Raw genomic sequence first — 20,245 nt, 5'->3', positions numbered from 1 at the left:
AACGTCGGCGGCGGTGTCAAAGGAGGTGCGTAGGCCTGCGCGTGCAGGCGTGACGCCTTCACGGCTCCCCCTCCTGCGACTCCAGCGTCGGCCACGCCGTCTGTGTCGGGTCAAATGCTGGCGGACTGCTCGACCTGCTCGCACCGGCGCGGGTTCCCTTTGAAGAGGCACCGCGGCTGGTCCGTCGGGTGCCGCGGGCGCCAGCTTCGGCGGCTTCGGCGTGGTCGAACTGGGATCGTGATTCGCGCAGGTGGGCCGCCGCGACCTTGTTGGGTTTCCAGTCGACCATGTCCGGGTTGGCCCGGAGGCGGTCGATTGAGGCGATGTCGTTGACGGCCTCAAGGATTTCCCGCTGAACGCTGTCCTTGTTGATGGTGGTGTTCGTGCCGCCTCGACGTTTCACGGCCTGGGTGGCAGCCTTGAGGACCAGGTCGGTCATCGGCGCCTGCAGCTGGAATGCTCGCCGCCAAGGGACCTCGACCACGGCGCCGGTGTCAGGTCGACGGAACCACAACCGCGAGAGGTCCCGCGGATCCATGAAGAAGGGCGCGGCACGGTCCTGGTCGCGGAAGAACCCCTTGGGGACAGAGCGGAAGTCGTCCAGTTCCGCGCAGTCGAACGTCAGGTCTTTGTACTCGACGCCGTCGTGGCGGATCGTCAGCCACAGCTGTGGCAGCAGGTCATAGAGCAGGTCCGGGCGCTGGAGGACGTGCAGCCGGCCCACAGCGGCCAGGAGCGCGTCGAAGACCTCCAGCGGAGTCATCCCCACCGCCGGTGAGCGGTCTTCCATGGTGCGGTCGACGACCGTGAGACCGCCGTGGCGGGTGCGGTGGTAGTCGGTGCAGATGAACTCCCGCAGCCGTAACTCAAGCTCGCGCGGAGTGAGGCCGGGCCCGTCGCCCTTGAAGACGGCGCGGCCCTTCTTGTCGACGACGATCTTGCCGGCGTCGCTGCCCCGTTGGGACACGTTGCGGCCCTTGTGGCCGGACAACTGCAGCAAGCAGCGCTGCAGGGTCTCGTGCCAGCGCTCCACAAACGCGTTGTCGGTGGGCTTCTTCCCCCGGGAGAGCAGCAGGTGGATTCCCAGGAGGGTGCACACCTCGCGGAAGTAGCGGCCCGTGAAGATGCTGCCCTTGTCGGCGCGGATCGCATCCGGGAGCAGGCCGGGGATCGGATGCTCGCCCAGGAGGGGCCGGGCGGAGAGGCGCTCGGCCTCGGCGACGGCGTCCTCGATCGAGCCGATGGTCTCTGGCACACCGGCCCAACGCCAGTCGTGGACCTGGCCGGGTTCGACGACCTGGCTGAACGGGCGCAGCACGTCATAGAGGATCAAGCCGGCCTCGATCGCGTTCGCGCTGCGGGGCACGACCCGTAGAGCCAGGACGACACGCGTACACACGTCCAGTGCGGTGATGATCTCGACCGAGATGGGTTTGCCAGTCCACGGGTCGACGCAGAACGTGTCGCTGCGGGTCACATCGATCGCGACGACTTGGCCCGGTCGAAGGGCGGGGTAGGCCGTCAGGGCCAGGACACCTCGCAACTTCTTCGTCGTATGGGAGCGAGTTGTGCGCCCGGCGGCTTGAGCAGCCTGCGTCAGGTAGGTCCGCAGGGTCGACTCCGGAGGGTCGAGTGAGTCCAAACCCTCGGCTTTGAGCGCCAACAGCGTGCGTCGGAGAAGTTCGTCGATCGAGCGAACCGCTTGGGTTCCATCGATGCGGGCGGCGATGTCGTCGGCGATGCGTCGCACCTCAGGATCGAGACCTCCGAAGGCGGAATGCCGGCGAACGCGACGCTTGTCCACCAAGGCCAGGAGCCCACCGTTGATCGGTCGGTCGAAGTCGGCCAGCCAGTTCATCAGCTGACGCTGCGAGACCGCGCCAACCCTCGCCCGAGGTGTGGCTTTGCCCGCCTCCAAGTTGCGTTGACGACGTCGATCGAGCAGCGCCTCCCGGGCAAGGATCGTGGCCATCGCCTCGCACTTCTTGCTGTCCGAGACCTTTCGGGCCGGGTTGAACAGCGAGTATGGCTCCCCAGGTCGCGCGAGAGCCGGGTGCCCGAGAGCGAAGCCCGTGCGCATGGTCAGAACGACCTCCAGCTTGTCCAGCGACTCTTGGAGAGCGTCATCGCTCAGCCCGGACAAGACGGCCATCAACGACTCAGCCACCGCGTCCACCCGCCCGTCGACAATGGCGCGTGCCGGCTGGACGTCGGTCCACGACACCTCGTGGACACCGCCGGTGACATCGCGGACCGTGTACCCAAACGGGCCGACCGCGACCACGATTCGAGGTCCCTCCGGGAAGAGGATGTTGGCGCCCTCGTACAGCGTCACTCGGGCGTTCATGTCCGCACCTCATCGGTTGCCCACGCCAGGCGCGAGCGCTGATCCCACGGGGCGTTGAGGTCCATCTCGATCTCACCCGACCAGACCAGGTGCCACATGGCTGACGTCAGGAACCCTCGATCGTCATCGGCCTCGATGACATCGCCAACACAGCCGCCACCATCGGCCAGGACACCCTGCAGAATCGCCTTGGCAGGCGTGAGCCACTCCGGCGCTCTGCGCGCCGACGCAATCCAGCGCAGGTTCAACGACGCCACCGGGTCGAGACCACCGAACAGCTCGTAACGCCAGCCGACCTTCGCGCAGGCTGCCCGAGTACGCGTCGACATCACCATGAACGTGTCATCGCGTTCTTCCGGAGCTCGGACGTCCCAGATCGTCACCGAGCCATCCCGGTGCGCGCTCAACACGTCGGGGAAGTGCTTCGTTCCGTCCCCCCAGCGCAACAACACGGGTTGACCGACCAGCCACGTCACATCACGCTGACGGTCCAGCCACGTTGCGAGCTCGTGCTCGAGACCAGACTCGAGAAACAGCCACCCACCCGTCGTCGTCGACATCGCCTGCACCGGGATGTTTCTCGACAGCCGGCCAGACCTCGTCTCCCGCACCGGCTGCAAGCTGCGTGGATCGGGCGGCCCCGCGACCCATGACCACTCGGATCGCGAACCCCCAGCACACCGAAACGACCACGTCGCTTCACCCACTTGGGAACCGACGGGCCGTAGCCCTACACTGGGCATGACGACACCTCCTGTCTCCTCACCCGGATCAGGTACTTGTCTTACGAGGGCGCTCCGCTGGAACGGGGCGCCCTCGACGTTTGTCTAGTGCGTTGAGCGTAGACCTTCCCCTCTCGCGCCGGGTAGCGCAGAAATCACGATCTGACAAGAAGACACGCCGTGAACCCCCCTATGAAACATAGGTGGCGGTTTATGAAAAGTAGGACCCATCTCGACAATCAGAAGCTGCTCGAAGCGGCCATGTTGGAGAAGCGGGCATAGTGGCCTTGGAAGCCCAGGACGAGGTCCTTGGTGGGGCCGTTGCGGTGCTTGACGACGAGGACGTCGGCCTCACCTTCGCGCTCCTTGTCCTTATGCAACAGGATCACGACGTCTGCGTCCTGCTCGATCGATCCACTTTCGCGGAGGTCGGACATCTGGGGGCGCTTGTCGGTGCGCTGTTCGGGGCCACGGTTAAGCTGCGAGATCGCGATGACGGGCACTTCGAGTTCTTTCGCCAGCAACTTCAGGGCCCGGGAGAACTCGGAGACTTCTTGCTGGCGGGACTCGACCTTCTTGCCGGAGCTCATCAGCTGGAGGTAGTCGATCACGACGAGCTTCAAGCCGTGCTGGGTCTTCAGACGCCGGCACTTAGCGCGGATCTCCATCAGCGACATATTCGGGGAGTCGTCGATGAACAGGGGGGCCTTCTCGATGCGAGAGACGACCTTGGCGAGCTTCTGCCAGCCCTGATCGCCGACCGTGCCCTTGCGCAGGTCCTGCAGCGACAGCGAGCCCTCGGCCGAGAGCACACGCATCGAGATTTCGGTGCGGCTCATTTCCAGGGAGAAGAAGGCGGCCGGCATCCCGTGCTTGATCGCCGCCGCGCGGGCAATATCCATGCCGAAGGTCGAGTTGTGAGTGGGCACCATCTCGCGTCCGGCGAGGTAGAGGTGGTCGGCGTTGTCGACCTCGACGCAGCGAACTGGGACGCTCTCCACCGAACGCACCACCGTCACACGACGAGCAGCAGTCACAGGCTGGCGAACCTCCTTGTGCGCCAGAGCCTTTGCGTGGTTGTGGAAGACTTCCTGGTCGGATGCGAAAACCACCGCCGCGTCGATTCGTCGAGCCGCGTGCCCCAGCGATGCCAACAACTCCAGGACGTCGGCGACCAAGGCGGGGGACTCGCAGGAGACAGTCACCGAGCCGTCGGCCCCGGCAACACCTGCCACGTCGAGGATCCCGGCGAGCAGCTCCTGCCGCTGGGCGTGGCCGGAGCGCAAGTAGGCCACGGGAATCGACCCGGCCACGGCGCCCTCAACCTGGTCCACGTCCCCCATCAGGGCCTCAAGACGCATCTGCGTTTCTCGGTCCCTACCAGGCCCGCCCATGGCGAGGACGCCCACGGCATACGGGCTGATCGGCAGGTCGATCACCGGCAGGTCGAGAGGAGCGGCGAGCCCGATGGCGAGCGAACCGGCAGGCGCGGCAGCAAGCTGGGTCGTCGTCAACACGCCGCGCCCCTCAACGGCCCACTGGTGGTTGGCGTCGGCGATCAAGCGGGCGCCGTCGGAGAACTCGACCTCGAAGCACGGGCGGCCCAGCATGACGTCGGTAGCCTGGGTGACGCGGGTGGGGCGGCCGGCGGCGTCGAGGAGCCAGTCGCCGACGGCGACCTCGCCCATCGTCGTCCAGCCGGTGGGAGTGGGGAGCGGGGTGTCGAGGGCGAGCGCCTTGCCGACAGCGGGCCTGGCGGCGACGACGATCATCTGGCCCTTGTGCAGGCCGTGCAGGAGCTCGTCGAGCTCGGTGAAGCCGGTGGGGACGCCGGTCATCTCGTCGGTGCGGCCGCCGGCGATCTCCACCTCGTTCAGGGTGGCTTCGAGGGTGTCGCCGAGGCGGACATAGTCTTCGGTGCCGCGCTTGTCCGCGACGGCATACACCTCCGCCTGGGCGCGGTTGACGATCTCGTCGACATCGCCCTCGCCCTGGCCATAACCCAATTGCACGATGCGGGTGCCGGCCTCAACGAGGCGGCGCAGCAGGGCACGCTCGGCGACGATCTCGGCGTAATAGCCGGCATTGGCGGCGGTGGGGACGGCCTGGATCAGCTCGTGGAGATAGGCCTGGCCGCCCACCCGCTGCAGGGTGCCGCGCTTGGTCATCTCGTCGGCGACGGTGATGGCGTCGACCGGCTCGCCGCGGCCGAACAGGTCAATGATCGCGTCGTGGATCAGCTCGTGCGCGGGGCGATAGAAGTCCGCCGACCGCAGCACCTCGGCAACATCGCCGATGGCGTCCTTGGACAGCATCATCGAGCCGATCACCGACTGCTCGGCGTGCACATCCTGCGGCGGGACCCGGTCGCTGCCGGGCCCATCGGGCGACCCGAACGCCCCCACATCGAGTTGTGCGACGCTCACCCGTGACCACCTCTCCAGACCGCTTCGCCGACCACGGAATCCAGTCAATCAGCGCCCACCGACAACCCTCCGAAGAGGCCGCCCGACGGGGGAATCACGACACCGTAGGCCACCCCGCCGGTCACCACAAAGCCCCCCTGTGTATGCCATGTGGACAGCTTGTGGAACACGCCCAAGAGCGTTGTGCACACCCCGTGGATAACTCTGTGGAGACTCGCGAGTAACACGAAGTACACGTCGCTGACCTGCGGTGATGCCGCGAGCCCCGTGTGGACGAGAGATTTTTCCGAAGTTTCTCATCCACAGGTCACCCGCCCCGCACCCCCCGGAAAGAGCACGATTCGCCGCGTATTGGGCAACGTGAACGACCCAGGACAACCTTGCTTGGACCGGCGCCGCCCACGGGCCAGGATGGAGGTATGCAGATCGTCTCGACGCAGGCCCTCGCCTCCGTCTTCTCGGCCCTCCCCGACAACCCGCGCATCGTTGTCAGCGGCAATGCCGCCACCCCGCCGGTCGCGATCGGCATCATCGACGCAACGCTGGAGCGCTACACCATCCACGCCCTCAACGCCGGCAAAGGGGTCGCCCCCGAGCGCGAGGGCGTGACGGCCGAGACCTGCTTCGTGGGCGGGGGTATGCGGAAGCATCCGGGCCTGTCATACGTCCCGGCGCGCCTGTCGCTGGTCCCGCGCCTCTTCCAAGGCCCACTGCCCCCCGACGCGGTCATCCTGCATTGCGCGCCAGCGCGCGAAGGCCAGCTCAGCCTCGGCATCGAGTGCAACATCCTGCCGTCGGCGATCGAGGCCTGCCGGGCCCGATCCGGGCGCATCATCGCGGTCATCAACGACCAGATGCCCTACACCTATGGCGACGCCCAGATCCCCGTCGACATCGTCGACTACGCCATCGAAGTCAGCGCCCCCCTGCCCGAAGTCCCGCCGGCCACCCCCGACGAGGCCAGCACCCGCATCGGCGAACTCGTCGCCGCCCGAGTCCCCGATGGCGCGACCCTGCAGGCCGGCATCGGCGCCATTCCCGACGCGACGATCGGCCAGCTCGGCGGCCACACGGGCCTGCGGATCTGGACCGAAACCTTCTCCGACGGCGTCCTCGCCCTCGACCGCGGCGGCGCCATGGACCCCAACCAGCCGCTCACGACGAGCTTCATGATCGGCACGCGCGAGCTTTACGACTGGGTCGACGGCAATCACCGCGTCCGCATGATGCGCACCGAGCGCACCAATGATCCGTCGATGATCGCCCTGCAGCGCTATATGACGAGCATCAATACCGCCCTCGAGATCGACCTCTTCGGCCAGGCCAATGCCAGCCGCATCAAAGCCCGGATCTACTCCGGCTTCGGCGGGCAGACCGACTTCATCGTCGGTGCCCTGCACTCCCCGGGCGGCGCCGCCTATATGGCGTTGCGCTCCTGGCATCCGAAGGCCAATGTGTCGACGATCGTGCCGCTCATCGACGAGCCGGTGACCTCCTTCCAGCAGTCCGCCGTCGTCACCGAAAATGGTGTCGCCGAGCTGTGGGGATACAGCCAGCAGGCGCAAGCCCGCCACCTGATCCGCGACGCCGCGCACCCGGATGTGCGCGAGGAGTTGTGGGAGGAAGCGGCCGAACTCGGATTGGCCTGAGCCAGCGGTCGCCCATGACCCCGATTGCGGGCAGGATCAGGTCGTGCCCGCACCGCCCGAGGAGTTCGCCGCCGACCTCGCGGCACGCCTGGGCGAGCACTCGGTGCGCCAGCTCGCCAGCATCTCGGGCTGGGGTCGCACCACCGTCGCCGACATCCGCGCCGGCCGCCAACTGCCCACCCCCGACCAATTGCGCGACCTGCTCATGTCGGTTGGCGCCGACACGGACGAGGTCGCCGCGTGGCAGGCCCGACGCGAGGCCATCGCACCCGCCCCCTTGCAGACCCCCGCGCCACCCCCTACCCCCGCGCCGCTGCATACCCCTGAGCCGACCCCCGAGTCCGCGAGCGCCCCAGACGGCGCCGCCACCGACGACCGCACCCCGAGGCGGCGGCTCGGCCGCCTGCTCGCCGGGCTCGTCGCCGCACTTCTGCTTCTGGCCACCGGCTTCGCCGGGGGGTATGCCGTGCGCGGACGCACCCTGCAGCACGCCGTCGACCTCTCCTCGGCCACGACCACCGGGCCGGTGTCGGGGGCACGCAGCCGGGTGGCGCGCGTGGTGCAAGGGGCGACGCATACGTGCGCGCTGACCGAGGGCGGAGCGGTGTGGTGCTGGGGCCGCGATGATGTCGGGCAACTCGGCGACGGCAAACACACGGCCACCGCTCGGCCCGTCCAGGTCACCGGCCTCCTGGCCGATGTCCTCGATATCGCCGCGGGCGGCCGGACCACCTGCGCCATCACGTACGCGCGAGCCGTCCGTTGCTGGGGCCACAATGCGTATGGGCAGTTGGGGGACGGCAAGGAAGTCCACCAGACCGTGCCCGTCGCCGTGCGCGGCTTGCCCGGGCCAATCGCCAAGGTCGCCGTCGGCACCCTGCACGTGTGCGCCCTGACGACCGGCGGCGATGCGTACTGCTGGGGCAATGACGAGCACGGCCAGCTCGGCATCGGGACGATCGCGCGCAATGTCTATGAGCCCACGCTCGTCAAGGGCATCGGCGAGCAGCTCGCCGATATCGTCGCGGGCAGCGACTTCACCTGTGCCTATTCCATCCGGCGCGAGGTCTATTGCTGGGGTGCCAACGCCCACGGACAACTCGGGATCGGGACGCGTGAGGACAGCGCCAAACCGGTGCGGCTGACGGCATACCCCCTGGGCGTCTCGGCTCTCGCCGCTGGCGCGGAGCACGCGTGCGCGATCGCGCCCGCGGGGGGCGTCGACTGCTGGGGTCGCGGCGATCTCGGGCAGCTCGGAGACGGCCGCTCCACCGACTCGTCAGTGCCGGTCCCCGCGAAGGGCCTCGACTCCGGTTTCGTCCATCTCACCGCGGGCTCCGGGCATTCGTGCGCCGCGTCGGCCACCGGCGAGGTGAGCTGTTGGGGCGACGGGCGCGCTGGCCAGCTGGGGCTCGGTCTCGGCCAGTCCACCGCAGTCCCCGTCACGGTCCCCGATGTGCACGCCGGAGGGCTCGGGCTGTCGGCGGCGGCCGAGTCGACGTGCGCTCTCGACACCGAGGCCCTGTGGTGCTGGGGGTCGAGCCGGTATGGCGAGATCGGCGCCGGCGCCGCGGAGAGCCTGGCCCGGCCGCACCGCATACCCATCGCCTGACTCGCGCGGCCACTTCGCTCCCGAAGGGTCGGCGGCGCGTGGCTACCATTCGGTGCATGTGCCGCAATATCAGGCCCCTGAACAATTTCGAGCCGCCGGCGACATCCGATGAGGTGTATGCCGCGGCGCTGCAGTATGTCCGCAAGGTCGCCGGAACGACCAAGCCGTCGCAGGCCAATCAGGAGGTCTTCGACAAGGCCGTCGCGGAGATTGCGCACATCACGGGGCACCTGCTGGAGGATTTGGTCAGCTCCGCGCCGCCGAAGAATCGTGATGTCGAGGCCGCGAAGGCGCGGGCTCGGGCCGCCGTGCGGTATGGGCGACCGGCCTGAAACTGCCTCTGTGACAATACATCCCATCGTTTCGGCGCTGCGCTCCGCGATTCGTGCCTCGGGTGATTCGTCGCGGGCGCAGGCCCAGCAGAAGTACATGAAATCCGAGATGCCGTATCGCGGGATCACCAGTGGTGAGCTGACCCGGTTGGTGCGGGACGTGTTGGCGACGACGGCTTTCCCCCCGTCGCGCGAGGAGTGGGTGGGGGCGGTCCGGTCGCTGTGGGATGACGCGGAGTTTCGTGAAGAGCGTTATGCCGCAACGACTCTCGCCCAGCACCGGTCCGCCAAGACATGGCAGGATCCGGTGGCGCTGGCGTTGCATAAGCACCTGATCGTGACCGGGGCCTGGTGGGACCACGTGGACACTGTGACGTCCAAGTGCGTGTCACCGATCCTCGCCGCGCATCGGCCGATCGTCACGCCGATCATGCGCGCCTGGGCGGTCAGTGACGACTTATGGCTGCGGCGCGCTTCCATCATCAGTCAGCTTCCGCATCGCGAGAGGACCGACACCGACCTGCTGACTGAGGCGATCCTCGCGAATGTCGAGGGGACGGCATATGGGCGAGAGTTCTTCGTGCGCAAGGCAATTGGCTGGTCGCTGCGGCAGTATGCCCGCACGGATGCCGAGTGGGTTGAGGCCTTTGTCGCCGAACACGGCGACCGCCTGTCCGGGCTGAGCCGGCGCGAGGCGCTCAAGCACCTCTGAGCGCCGTGGTCGCGGTCAGCCGCCCGGCAGCCGGTTCCAGGTCCGGGCCATGTCGGCGAAGGAAACATTGGCGACGGAGCGGTCTCGCCGAGCCAGTGCACTCAAAAGCGTGTTGCGGCAATAGTTTTCGGGGATTCCCGTCCACCGCTTGCGCCAGTCGGGACTCGTGCAATCCCAGGCCGTCGCCTGACCGAGCGTGCCCGACTTGCCCTCGACAAGCCGGAACATCTGGATCACCGACCACTGTCCGGCGGGCGGGTTCAACGCCTTGACGATCTCGTCGGGCGAGTGCGTGATCCGGTTGTTGCGCACCGTGATGTTGTGGCACGGCAGCGTTTCGTCGGCGCACCGCCCACCGAGGGGGGTGTAGACGAGAACGGTGTACGGAAAAACCGTCGAGGAGGCTTTGGTGTTGTACGCGGCAACCAGCGTGTAAAGGCGCCCGAAGGCGAAATACTTCGACACCATCTGCTGGGAGGGCACATCCTGGGAGTCATCGGGATAGAAAAAGGCTCCCCAAGCTTCCTTGTGACCACGCTTGGCGAGCAGCGGCAGCGTCGCCCCCGACTCCTGGTAGCGCTGCGCGTCCGTGGTCAAGGTGGCCATCCGGGCATACGTCATGCTCTGGCTGATGAAGGACCAGCCGTATGCCGTGCGTAGCCTCGCCAGGTCCGCCCAGGTGGAGTTCGTGACCCCGCGCTCGCACGTGCGGGTCCCGGAGGTGCGCTTCACGACAACACCGCCAACGCCTTTGAGCCCGAACGCTTTCAAGTCCTGTGCGTCCTGCTCCAGGGTCCGGACGCCCTTAGCCGGCGTGCCCGGATTGCAGCCATTTGCCCACAGGCTGCGACCCCAGGCGAAGGTGACATAGCCGGCCGCCGGGGCGGCGCCGGCGACCGCGTGGGGGGCGCGGTCTGGCGCCACCGAAGAAGCCGACGGGGCGGCATACGCCGAACCTGCGAGGGCAAGAAGCGCCCCGGCGAAGGCGACGGAACGACATACGAACATGGGGAATCCTCACATGTGACGAGGGTGGGCATCCGCACGCGCGGACGCCCACCCTCTCGGTAGTTGGCTGACCGGATGCGATCAGGCGGGCGCCATATTGACGCTGCCGCCGAGACGCGGCGTGCCGGAGACGCCGGTGTGGCGTCGCGAGGACCGGCTGTTCAGGATGGTCAGGTTCGCGTAGTCGACGAAGGTCTCGGAGTACTTCCCGGGCTCGGTGTAGATGCTCAGGCCGACATTGCCGAAGGTCGGACCGCCGCTGTCGCCGCCCCCCCACAGGTGTGATCCGTTGATGTGGAAGTCGAGATAGCCATCGCTGTAGGCCCACACCTCGACGATGTTGTAGCCCGTCCTGTAAACGGCGGAGGTCGTCGCCCAGGGGACGACGCCTGTGTAGCTCCCATCAGCGTTGTAGCGGTAGACGGAGTACCAACCGGAGTTCGCATACTGGAAGAGGTAGCTGGGTTTCCAGTTGCCCATGGTGTCTCGGGACGACGGATTGCCGCGCAGGACAAGCGCATTCGCCGCCACACCTGTCGAGTTGCCGCGCCGGCGCATGCGGACCTTGTAGTACATATTCGTGTAGTTGTTGAGGTGCTTGACCGAGGTGCGCTTGCCGGCGATGCCGTAGTTGTAGAGATTGCCGGGCTTGAGGGTCCAGTTCCCCACGACATTTTGCCAGCCGGACTTGCTGCCATTGAAGCTGCTGGCGAAGCCCGCCAACCGCTCATCTTCCGCCGCCTGCGCGGCCTCGGCCAGGGTGGCGCTCCCCCCGACGATTAGGCCGCTCGCCGCGACCCCCATGAACTGCCTGCGATCCATTCCCTACTCCTCCCGGTGCGAAGAACGCCCGCTGATCGGGCACCCTTAGAAGCTCTGAGACCACGGGACGCTCGGTGATACACCACGGTCGTGGCGGGTGTCCGCCAGCGGCCCGTCCGCACATTGAGTGGCCCGTGTCGGATCCGTGCCAACGCGGCAGACTGTGCGCCTGTGGCCGCACCTGAGCAGGGGTATGCCGGTCAGGTCCTGCGCCTGGCCGTCCCCGCCTTCCTCGCGCTGATCGCCGAGCCGCTTTTCCTGCTCGCCGACACGGCGATCGTCGGCCATCTCGGCACGGCACAGTTGGCCGGTTTGGGCTTGGCTTCCACGGTCTTGCTGACGGTCGTTGGCATCTTTGTCTTCCTCGCCTATGGCACGACCGCCGTCGTCGCCCGGCAACTCGGGGCGGGCTCGCGGCGAGGCGCGCTGGAGGCGGGCGTCGATGGTGCATGGCTGGCGATTGCCCTCGGCCTCGCCGTTGCCCTGCCCCTTGCGCTCGCCGCGCAGCCGGTATGCCGTGCCCTCGGCGGCAGCGGAGCCGGGCTGGACGCGGCGGTGAGCTACCTTCGGATCGCGGCCTTCGGCATACCCGCGATGCTCGTGACGCTCGCCTGCACCGGGGTGCTTCGGGGGTTGCAGGACACGCGCACGCCGCTGGTTGCAGCGGTCGCCGGCTTCTCGTCCAATGCGCTGCTCAACGTGGTCTTTGTCTACGGATTCGGTTGGGGCATAGCGGGTTCCGCGATCGGCACGGTGATCGCGCAGCTGGGTATGGCGGCCTGGCTGATCCTTGCGCTGCTGCGCCAGGTGCGCGCGGAAGGGGCCGGTCTCCACCCGCATCCGGGACGGATCCTCGGGGCGGCGCGCGACGGCATACCCCTGCTTGTGCGGACGCTCGCGCTGCGAGCCGTGCTGGTTCTGACGACCTGGGTCGCGGCGGGCATGGGGGTTGTGCCGCTGGCGGCGCACCAGGTGACGGCGACGATCTGGTCTTTCCTGGCGTTTGCGCTGGATGCGATTGCCATTGCGGCGCAGGCGCTGACGGGGCGCGCGCTTGGGGCCGGCGATGCGCGGGAGGCGCGGGAGTTGACGACGCTGATGGTGCGGTGGGGGATCTGGTGCGGGGCGGGGCTGGGGGTGCTCGTGCTGGCGGTGCATCGGGTGCTGCCGGGTCTGTTCACCGGCGATCCGGCGGTGCGCTCGGCGGTGGCGGCGGGCCTGATCGTCGTCGCGCTCGGGCAGGTGGTGTCGGGCTATGTCTTCGTTGTCGACGGCGTGCTCATCGGGGCCGGCGATGCGCCGTGGCTGGCCCGGTCGATGATCGCGGTGCTGGTGGCGTACCTGCCGATCGTGCTCGTGGTGCGGGCGTCGGCGCCTTCGGGTGCGGTCGGCGCGGTGACCTGGCTATGGGTGGGATTCACCGGCTTCATGCTCGTGCGCGGGGCGCTGCTGTGGTGGCGCGTGCGATCGGACGGCTGGCTGGTCCTCGGTGCCGCGCGGCGCTGAGGTGGGCGGGCGAGCGAGCGGGCGAGCGAGCGGGCGGGCGGGCGAGCGGGCGAGCGGCATACAAATCCAACATTCGGTCATAACCCCACCGATTGGTCGTGGATCCCACCGCCGGATGGGGGAGTCACGACCAAACGCGCGATGTGTGCCCGAATGTGTGACTCAGGCGACGCCCGTTGCGGCCTCGCGGCGCGGGTCGCCGGCCGCGAAGAGCACGCCGGTGGCGCTGCGCGCCGCGCCGCCGACGCCGCCGAAGAACATGGCCTGCGGCTCGTGCTCGTTGCCCCGCAGGCCCTGGCGGGCGATGACCTCGGCGATGGCGCGGTCGCGTTCGTACTCGACGCGCAGCGGCTCACCTTTGACGACGCGGACGTGGACGCGCGGGGCGGCGATGGCCTCGCCGAGCGGCATACCCAGCAAGCAGTGCCGGGTGAGTACCTGCATAAGGGCGGTTGTGATTCGGTCGGCGCCCGGGCTGCCGATCGCGAGCACATCGCCGCCGCGGTGGCGGGCGACGGAGGGTGCCATATTGGAGGCGAGGCGGGTGCCGGGGGCGAGCACATGCAGGCCGAGGCGGTTGAGTTCGGGCTCGCCGAGGCAATTGTTGAGGAGCAGTCCGGTGTCCGGAACTGTTGCGCCAGAGGAGTATCCACTAGATGCGGTGATTGCGCAGGCGAGTCCGTCGCTGTCGACGGCCGAGACGTGCGCGGTCGATTGTGAGGTGTTTAGGCCCTTGAGGCCGGAGCGGCGGACCTCCTCGAGCATCGTGTAGCCGTCCTCCTCGAGGTCGGCGGAGAAGTCATGAACCTCGCTGCGATAGGTCAGCACGCGACGCTGCACATCGATCGTGTCGGCCCACGCGTAGCTGCCCCGCCGCGCCATCTCGGACAGCATGACCGCAAGCATCGGGCCGCCGACGCTGGGCGGCGGGTTGGTGGCGATATCCCAGTCGCCGAGCTGCTGGCGCAGCGGGGTGCGCACGACGGGGCGGTATGCCGCGAGGTCGGCCTCGGTGATCAGCCCGCCACCATCCGCGCAGGCTCGCGCGATGCGCTGGGCGATCTCGCCCGTATAGACATCCTGGGCACCGTGCTCGGCGATCCGACCCCAGCTGGTGGCGAGGTCTGCGTCGACGATGCGGTCGCCGGCCTGCAGGTGGCTGCCGTCCTCGCGGGTCAAGGTGGCGTTGGTTTCGGGGTCCCAGCCGAAGAGGTTGTCGGTGGTGAGGGCCAGATAGCTCGCGGCGGCCGAACCGAGCCGGAAGCCGTCGGCGGCGGCGAGCCGAGCGGGTTCGATGGCCTGCGCCCACGCGCCGGAGCCGTGCCGGTCGTGCGCGAGCTGCAGGGCACTCAGGGCGCCGGGGAGGGCGGCCGAGCCGTAGCCGCCGAAGATCGTGATGCCGCCGCCATAGCTCAGGTGGATCTCCCGCAGCCCTTGGCCGAAACGCTCGCTCGGGGCGCCGCGGCCGGGCATTTCGACATTGCCGTCGATCGTCTCCGGCTCCCCGTCCACCGGCCAGATCGTCACAAAGGCGCCGCCCATGGGGCTGACGACACCCGGTTCGGTGGTCATGGCGACGCACATGGCCGCGATGGCCGCATCCACCGCATTGCCGCCCGCCCGTACGGCGGTCAGGCCCGCGTCGACAGCGACAGGTCCGGTGGCGGCAACGGCGACATGTGACGGCATACGCCCGATTCTCTCCCGTCCGCCCCGGTTCGCGCCGCCTCGCCCCAGGAGTTGACCCATTTCTCTCCGGATGCCGAAAGTCTGCGCTTCACCCTGCTTTAAAGCGTGGGTGAAGCGCAGGGTTTCGGCATCCGGAGAAAAATGAGTGACTGGCGCTCGCCGCCTATGCGGGCCGCGCGGTCAGAGCTCGGCGGGGGCCAGCGGGAGAGTCGCGACCGGGGTATGCCGCGGACGGCCTTGCCGGCCCTGGCCGAGTTGTGAGTGCACCAGGGTGACGGAGTCGGCCACCCAGCCGGGCGACTCATACGCCTGCAGGATCCGGATCCACCGGGTCGCCTCGATCGGCCGGCGCATCCGGGCGAGCGTGATGTGCGGGTGGAAGGGCCCGCCGTCGACGGTGGCCCCCGCGTGCGAGGCCGTATGCCGCACCGCTCGCGCCAGCGTGGCAAGCCAGGGCTGCGGCTCGGCGCCCGCGAAGAGCACGCGGGCGGCATACGGATTGGGGAAGGCGCCGCCGGCGACCAGCCGGACGGCGGCGGGGTCGATGGCGCTCAGCCGCTCGCCCAGCGCCTCGGTCAGCCGGTCGAGCCCGGCTTCCGCGACCTCCGGCAGGAAGGCCAGGGTCAGGTGAATCTGCTCGTCATCGGTCCAACGCAGGTCCGTCCCTGCCTCCCGACGCGGCGCGAGGAACTCGCTCAGGTCCTCGACCACTTCCGGCGGCGGCACGAGCGCCACGAACATCCGCATACCGACGAGCGTAGGCGCGGAGGGCGCCGCTGATCTTCGGATTTCCGCGCAGCGACGGTGCCCAGCCACCTCGTGGGAGAGAACCTGGACATACGCAACGGTAATGATCCGTTGCGTATGTCCATGTTCCGGCAATGGGCGGGAAAGTGGCACGTCAACCCGGCCCGGGGAAGGCGAAGCCCCCGCGGCCACGGGGGCAGCGGGGGCTTCGGGGGTATGCCGGTCAGCCGGCGATGACGTCCAGCGTCAGGCTGGCCTGGACCTCCGGGTGGAGGCGGACCAGCGCGGTGTGGGCGCCGGTGGCCTTGATCGGGGTGGGCACCTCGATCTTGCGCTTGTCCAGGTCGGGCCCGCCGGCAGCCTTGACGGCCGCAGCGATGTCGGCAGTGGAGACGGCGCCGAAGAGGCGGCCCTCCTTGCCAGCGTGGGCGGCGACCGTGACGGCCTTGGCCTCGAGGTTGCCCTTGATGGACTGGGCCTCTTCGAGCGACTTCACGGCGCGGGCTTCGCGGCCCTTGGCGATGGCGTCGATCTGCTTCTGCGCGCCCGCGGTCCACGCGGTGGCCAGGCCACGGCGGAACAGGAAGTTGCGGGCGTAGCCGGGCTTGACGTCGACGACATCACCGGCGGTGCCGAGGCCGGTGACCTCGTGGGTCAGGATGACCTTCATGTTTCATGACTCCTTAATGTGATCCCGCCCTCGGGGTCCTCGCGAAGTATCGGAGCGAGGAACGAGCGCAGAACTTCGTGGGGGTGGGATCAGCGGCTGGAGCTGCTGTAGGGCAGCAGCGCCATCTCGCGGGCATTCTTGACGGCCTGGGCAATGAGGCGCTGCTCCTGGACCGACACACCGGTCACGCGGCGGGCGCGGATCTTGCCGCGGTCGGAGATGAACTTGCGCAGCAGCGCGGCGTCCTTGTAGTCGATGTTCTCGATCTTCGCGGACTTCAGGGGGTTGGCCTTCTTCTTCGGCCGACGCACAACGGGCTTAGCCATCGTGGTGCTCTCCTTTGGGGATGAGCCCGAGATTCATAACTCGGGATGGGTTGATGTGTTTTGGTGAGTGAGGCTCGCTAGCAGATCGCCCGAGGCGAAGAGGAGCGGGCGCCAGAGGACTCAGACTCAGAACGGGGGTTCGTCGTATGCCGGGGCGTTGCCCCAGCCACCCGAGTTGCCGGAGTTGCCCGAGCCCTGGTTGCCGGCGGGCGGGTTGTTCCAGCCACCCTGACCGCCACCCGAGCCACCGGAGCCACCTTGGCCACCCTGGTTGCCGCCCCAGCCGCCCTGGCCACCGCCAGAACCGCCGGATGAGCCACCGGAATTGCCCTGCTGGCCGCTCCAGCCGCCGTCGTCCTGGCCGCCGCCGAAGTTGCCGCCGCCACGCTGGGTCTTGGTGACCTTCGTGGTGGCATAGCGCAACGACGGGCCGACCTCGTCGACGTCCATCTCGATGACGGTGCGCTTCTGCCCCGTCTCCTTGTCGTCCCAGGAGCGCGACTTCAGCCGGCCCGAGACGATGACGCGCGTGCCCCGGTGCAGGGACTCGGCGACATTCTCGGCCGCTTCACGCCAGACCGAGCACCGCATGAACAGGGTTTCCCCGTCCTTCCACTCGTTGCTCTGCCGGTCAAACGCCCGCGGCGTCGAGGCCACGGTGAAGTTCGCGACGGCAGCGCCCGAGGGGGTGAAGCGCAGCTCGGGGTCACCGGTGAGATTCCCGATGACGGTGATCGTGGTTTCGCCAGCCATGTCAGCTCTCCTTCGAGTGGACGAATCAGGCGTCGGCGCGCAACAGCTTGGTGCGCATCACCAGTTCGGACAGGCCGAGCTGGCGGTCCAGCTCCTTGGCCGTGGCCGGCAAAGCGGTGAAGTTGGTGACGACATAGCTGCCCTCATCCTTCTTCTTGATGGGGTACGCCAAGCGGCGGCGGCCCCACACGTCGATGTTGTCGACGCTGCCACCATCGGTCTTGACCACGCCGAGGAATTTCTCCATCGTCGGGCCGACCTGACGGTCGTCGAGCTCCGGGTCAAAAATGACCATGAGTTCATATGGACGCATGCTGAAAACCCGCCTCCTTCGGTCTGTAAGCGGTCACGGTCGGTCCGTGACAGGAGGGTTGTCATGCTCCCGGCCGCGCTGAGCGCGTCCCGGGCAACCTCACAAGGGTATCGGAGCGGCTGCATACGACCCAATCCGTTGTCCACAGGGTCGCAATCTCGGTTGCGGCCGCGCCGCCTGCCCGACCACGCTGGTCGTATGCCGTCCGCTCCCGTCGACTACACGCGCACCTCCGCGCGCCCGGCCTTCGCGGCGCTGCCCGAGCCGGTGCGAGCCGAGATCGCGCGCCTCGCGGGTGCTCCCGTGCAAGCCGCGGACCCACCGGTCGGGTCGGGCTTCACCGGGTCGTATGCCGGGGTGCTGCATCTCGCCGATGGTCGCCGGGTCTTCGCGAAGGCGGGCGGGCCTGCGATGCCGCATGTCATCACGGGCCTGTGCCGGGAGGCCGAGGTGGTGCCGCTGCTTGCCGGCCTGCGCTGTGTGCCCACCCTGATCGGAGCGGCGCAGGTGGATGGTTGGGCAATGCTCGTCCTGGAGCACATCGACGGGCACCAGCCTGGTATGCCGTGGAGCGCCCGCGACGCCGATCTCGCCCACGCGGCGTGCCTCGAGGTGGCGTCACTGCCGCCCGAGCGGCTCGAACCCCTGCACCTGACGGGCCTGGTGGAGGATGTCGCCGCGAACTGGGGCATCGACGGGGCCTTCGGAGCCTTCGCCCGCGGGCAACGGGACTGGCCGCACGGCATACGCCGGCCGTCGCCGGAAGAGCTCGCCGAACTTGCGGCGCTCGCCGGTCGGGCCGGCACGGCCCTGCGCGGAGATGCGCTCTGCCACAACGATGTCCGGCCCGACAACCTGCTGATCACCGCCGACCGGGCGATGCTCGTGGACTGGAATTGGGTGCGCGCCAGCCCGCCGTGGTTCGACCTGGTTGGGTTGTGGCCGCAGATGGCGCACGACGGGATCGATCTGGCCCGCTTCGATGACTCCCCGCTGCTCGCGGACGCCGATCCCGAGGACATCGACTGCTTCCTCGCGGTGATCGTGGCCTACATGATCGAGGACGTCGACGCGCCGCCGCCGCCCGGCTGCACCGACGCCCTGCGCCGCCACCAACTGTGGCAGGCCGCCCTCTTCCTCGACCTCCTCGCCGCCCGCCGCGGTTGGTGAATGCGCTATCGCCCGCGCTACCGCCTGGTATTGGTCGCGATCACGGCCGATACCAGGCGGTAGCGCGATAGTTAGGGCCGGGCGCGCGGGGGTCGGAGGGTGGTCTAGGCCGACGCCGGTTCGGGCTCCGGCGCCGGCTCTGTCTGGGGTGCCGGGTCGGGCTGGGGCGCGGGCTCGACCGGGCGCTCGTGACGGGCGGGCGGATAGAGCGCCGTCTGCCAGACGCGGGTGACCAGCCAGGTGATGCCGGCGACGCGAATGAAGAGGAAGACGACATACCAGGGGCCGGGCAGGGCGCGGTCGGGGGTGGTGAGCGCGCCGACATACAGCCAGACCGCCCCAAAATGCAGGGCCTCGCAACCGGCCCAAATCAGGTGGTCACGCCAGCGCACGCCCGCCATCGCGGCCAGCGGGAGCAGCCACAGCGCCGCCTGCACCGGCACGGCCTTGCCGAACATCATCCCCATCCCCACGACCACGAGGGAGAGCTGAGCCCAGCTCGGCGCGTGGAAGGCGTCCCGCACGAGCACGCGACCTAGAAGCAGCGCCAATCCCCAGCCGAGCAGCGCCAGCAGGGCGACCGACCACGGCGGCAGGGCGTGCCCGCCGATGGAAGGGATCAGCCAGAGCGAGCCATAACCGGCCTGCCCGTTCCACCAACTCTGATAGGGCGCGAGGAACTGGTCGGGAGCCACGATCACAAAGAAGACGAAGAGGGCCAGCACCGTCGTCGTCGCCGCAAGCAGCACGCGCCGCGCCGCCGGCATCGCCTCGACCCGCCACGCGTGGACGAGCAGCGCGAGGACGACCGCGACGACATACCCCCTGGTCAGGACCCCAAAGCCGAGGAGCACACCGGTCAGGGCCAGACGCTCGCGCTGCCACGCGACCATCGCCGCGGCGACTAGGGCCACGGCGAGCGCGTCGCTGTTCAGCACGGCGGCCAACGCGATCACCGGCGACAGCGCGACCTGTGCCGCCGCCTGCAGATCGCTCGGCACCACCTGGATCGTGCACCACACGCAGGCCGCGAGCAGGAGAGTGACCAGAGCAACCCAGTAGAGGAAGTACCACCGTTGCTCCGAAAGCGCCGACCCGGTCGGCACCAACCCGCCGAGAGCGCTCATCACAGATCCGGCGACGACCGGCTGGTCGAGGACGGCCTCGCCGCGCAGGTATGCCGCGATCCCCCCGTCCAGCGGGGCCAGGGCGTACTGCGCGGGCAGATCGGAGAAACACATCCGCCAGAACTGATCGCTACCACCCCACCCGAACCGGATGCAGTGTTCGCGCTGCAGCACGGCGAGCGCCATCGGGATCGCCGTCAGCGGCACCAGCCAGGTGGCGACGGATCGCCACCAGCCGTTGGTGCGGACATACCGTCCGGGGGGGCCGCCGATCAGCCGGGTGGCCCGAGCCGGGAGTATGTCGTCGCGCACGC

Annotated in this window: 18 protein-coding genes; 6 read left to right on the top strand and 12 right to left on the bottom strand. The window is 68.5% G+C overall.

Annotated features, from left to right (window positions below; all coding sequences use genetic code 11):
* Positions 1–58 precede the first annotated feature (58 nt).
* The 3 genes from ABD225_RS15650 to dnaB form a co-directional block, all read right to left on the bottom strand.
* A complete protein-coding gene (locus tag ABD225_RS15650; RefSeq protein WP_344087568.1) occupies positions 59–2,347 on the bottom strand; it encodes a hypothetical protein in 2,289 nt (762 codons plus the stop codon).
* Complete coding sequence (locus tag ABD225_RS15645; RefSeq protein ID WP_162199978.1) at positions 2,344–2,958, bottom strand: TnsA-like heteromeric transposase endonuclease subunit; 615 nt, start codon at positions 2,956–2,958, stop codon at positions 2,344–2,346. The genes ABD225_RS15650 and ABD225_RS15645 overlap by 4 nt, the downstream gene beginning before the upstream one ends.
* Before the next feature lie 350 nt (positions 2,959–3,308).
* On the bottom strand, positions 3,309–5,417 hold the full coding sequence (gene dnaB / locus ABD225_RS15640) for a replicative DNA helicase (protein ID WP_344087634.1): 2,109 nt from the start codon (positions 5,415–5,417) through the stop codon (positions 3,309–3,311).
* A 497-nt stretch (positions 5,418–5,914) separates the two neighbouring features.
* Here dnaB and ABD225_RS15635 point away from each other — a divergent pair, with 497 nt between their 5' ends.
* From ABD225_RS15635 to ABD225_RS15620, 4 genes are read left to right on the top strand one after another with little or no spacing between them, the layout of a single operon-like run.
* Positions 5,915–7,144: an acetyl-CoA hydrolase/transferase family protein gene (locus ABD225_RS15635; RefSeq protein WP_344087561.1), complete on the top strand. Its 1,230-nt coding sequence runs from the start codon at positions 5,915–5,917 to the stop codon at positions 7,142–7,144.
* A 43-nt stretch (positions 7,145–7,187) separates the two neighbouring features.
* Positions 7,188–8,756: an RCC1 domain-containing protein gene (locus ABD225_RS15630; RefSeq protein WP_344087558.1), complete on the top strand. Its 1,569-nt coding sequence runs from the start codon at positions 7,188–7,190 to the stop codon at positions 8,754–8,756.
* A gap of 56 nt (positions 8,757–8,812) precedes the next feature.
* A complete protein-coding gene (locus ABD225_RS15625) occupies positions 8,813–9,088 on the top strand; it encodes a DUF2277 domain-containing protein (protein ID WP_344087555.1) in 276 nt (91 codons plus the stop codon).
* Positions 9,089–9,098: 10 nt separating this feature from the next.
* A complete protein-coding gene (locus ABD225_RS15620) occupies positions 9,099–9,800 on the top strand; it encodes a DNA alkylation repair protein (protein WP_344087552.1) in 702 nt (233 codons plus the stop codon).
* A 15-nt stretch (positions 9,801–9,815) separates the two neighbouring features.
* Here ABD225_RS15620 and ABD225_RS15615 read toward each other — a convergent pair whose 3' ends face one another.
* The gene (locus ABD225_RS15615) at positions 9,816–10,808 is read right to left on the bottom strand and encodes a polysaccharide deacetylase family protein (RefSeq protein ID WP_344087549.1); all 993 of its coding nucleotides are present in this window, start codon (positions 10,806–10,808) and stop codon (positions 9,816–9,818) included.
* Between the two features lie 81 nt (positions 10,809–10,889).
* Positions 10,890–11,630: a hypothetical protein gene (locus ABD225_RS15610; RefSeq protein WP_344087546.1), complete on the bottom strand. Its 741-nt coding sequence runs from the start codon at positions 11,628–11,630 to the stop codon at positions 10,890–10,892.
* Positions 11,631–11,801: 171 nt separating this feature from the next.
* On the opposite strand from ABD225_RS15610, the gene ABD225_RS15605 reads away from it, so the two are divergent.
* A complete protein-coding gene (locus tag ABD225_RS15605; protein WP_344087543.1) occupies positions 11,802–13,136 on the top strand; it encodes an MATE family efflux transporter in 1,335 nt (444 codons plus the stop codon).
* A gap of 162 nt (positions 13,137–13,298) precedes the next feature.
* Here ABD225_RS15605 and ABD225_RS15600 read toward each other — a convergent pair whose 3' ends face one another.
* The 6 genes from ABD225_RS15600 to rpsF all read right to left on the bottom strand — a co-directional run bounded on the left by ABD225_RS15600 (position 13,299) and on the right by rpsF (position 17,634).
* Positions 13,299–14,825: a gamma-glutamyltransferase gene (locus tag ABD225_RS15600; protein WP_344087540.1), complete on the bottom strand. Its 1,527-nt coding sequence runs from the start codon at positions 14,823–14,825 to the stop codon at positions 13,299–13,301.
* 180 nt (positions 14,826–15,005) lie between these two features.
* Entirely contained in the window at positions 15,006–15,572 is a 567-nt protein-coding gene (gene thpR, locus ABD225_RS15595) for an RNA 2',3'-cyclic phosphodiesterase (protein ID WP_344087537.1), read from the bottom strand.
* Positions 15,573–15,795: 223 nt separating this feature from the next.
* Positions 15,796–16,242: a 50S ribosomal protein L9 gene (gene rplI / locus ABD225_RS15590; RefSeq protein WP_344087534.1), complete on the bottom strand. Its 447-nt coding sequence runs from the start codon at positions 16,240–16,242 to the stop codon at positions 15,796–15,798.
* An 89-nt stretch (positions 16,243–16,331) separates the two neighbouring features.
* Positions 16,332–16,568, bottom strand: coding sequence for a 30S ribosomal protein S18 (gene rpsR, locus ABD225_RS15585; RefSeq protein WP_344087531.1), 237 nt, complete (start codon positions 16,566–16,568; stop codon positions 16,332–16,334).
* Between the two features lie 126 nt (positions 16,569–16,694).
* Entirely contained in the window at positions 16,695–17,321 is a 627-nt protein-coding gene (locus tag ABD225_RS15580) for a single-stranded DNA-binding protein (protein WP_344087528.1), read from the bottom strand.
* 25 nt (positions 17,322–17,346) lie between these two features.
* Complete coding sequence (rpsF, locus tag ABD225_RS15575) at positions 17,347–17,634, bottom strand: 30S ribosomal protein S6 (protein ID WP_344087525.1); 288 nt, start codon at positions 17,632–17,634, stop codon at positions 17,347–17,349.
* A gap of 198 nt (positions 17,635–17,832) precedes the next feature.
* On the opposite strand from rpsF, the gene ABD225_RS15570 reads away from it, so the two are divergent.
* Positions 17,833–18,804 carry a phosphotransferase family protein gene (locus ABD225_RS15570; protein WP_344087522.1) on the top strand — a complete coding sequence of 324 codons (972 nt, stop codon included), beginning with the start codon at positions 17,833–17,835 and terminating at the stop codon, positions 18,802–18,804.
* Between the two features lie 104 nt (positions 18,805–18,908).
* Here the strand turns inward: ABD225_RS15570 and ABD225_RS15565 are convergent, their stop codons facing one another.
* Positions 18,909–20,243 (bottom strand): hypothetical protein, encoded by a 1,335-nt coding sequence (locus ABD225_RS15565; RefSeq protein WP_344087519.1) that lies wholly within the window; start codon positions 20,241–20,243, stop codon positions 18,909–18,911.
* Positions 20,244–20,245 lie beyond the last annotated feature (2 nt).

The sequence above is a fragment of the Nostocoides veronense genome, assembly GCF_039531185.1.
GTDB lineage: Bacteria > Actinomycetota > Actinomycetes > Actinomycetales > Dermatophilaceae > Nostocoides_A > Nostocoides_A veronense.
This window is presented reverse-complemented; position numbering and strand designations above follow the sequence as displayed.

Excerpts from the sequence above, each read along its gene's own strand:
- ABD225_RS15600 (WP_344087540.1), bottom strand. The coding sequence starts at position 14,825 with ATGCCGTCACATGTCGCCGTTGCCGCCACCGGACCTGTCGCTGTCGAC.
- ABD225_RS15610 (WP_344087546.1), bottom strand. The coding sequence starts at position 11,630 with ATGGATCGCAGGCAGTTCATGGGGGTCGCGGCGAGCGGCCTAATCGTC.
- ABD225_RS15635 (WP_344087561.1), top strand. The coding sequence starts at position 5,915 with ATGCAGATCGTCTCGACGCAGGCCCTCGCCTCCGTCTTCTCGGCCCTC.
- ABD225_RS15580 (WP_344087528.1), bottom strand. The coding sequence starts at position 17,321 with ATGGCTGGCGAAACCACGATCACCGTCATCGGGAATCTCACCGGTGAC.
- rpsR (WP_344087531.1), bottom strand. The coding sequence starts at position 16,568 with ATGGCTAAGCCCGTTGTGCGTCGGCCGAAGAAGAAGGCCAACCCCCTG.
- rpsF (WP_344087525.1), bottom strand. The coding sequence starts at position 17,634 with ATGCGTCCATATGAACTCATGGTCATTTTTGACCCGGAGCTCGACGAC.
- ABD225_RS15650 (WP_344087568.1), bottom strand. The coding sequence starts at position 2,347 with ATGAACGCCCGAGTGACGCTGTACGAGGGCGCCAACATCCTCTTCCCG.
- ABD225_RS15625 (WP_344087555.1), top strand. The coding sequence starts at position 8,813 with ATGTGCCGCAATATCAGGCCCCTGAACAATTTCGAGCCGCCGGCGACA.
- thpR (WP_344087537.1), bottom strand. The coding sequence starts at position 15,572 with ATGCGGATGTTCGTGGCGCTCGTGCCGCCGCCGGAAGTGGTCGAGGAC.
- rplI (WP_344087534.1), bottom strand. The coding sequence starts at position 16,242 with ATGAAGGTCATCCTGACCCACGAGGTCACCGGCCTCGGCACCGCCGGT.
- ABD225_RS15570 (WP_344087522.1), top strand. The coding sequence starts at position 17,833 with ATGCCGTCCGCTCCCGTCGACTACACGCGCACCTCCGCGCGCCCGGCC.
- ABD225_RS15615 (WP_344087549.1), bottom strand. The coding sequence starts at position 10,808 with ATGTTCGTATGTCGTTCCGTCGCCTTCGCCGGGGCGCTTCTTGCCCTC.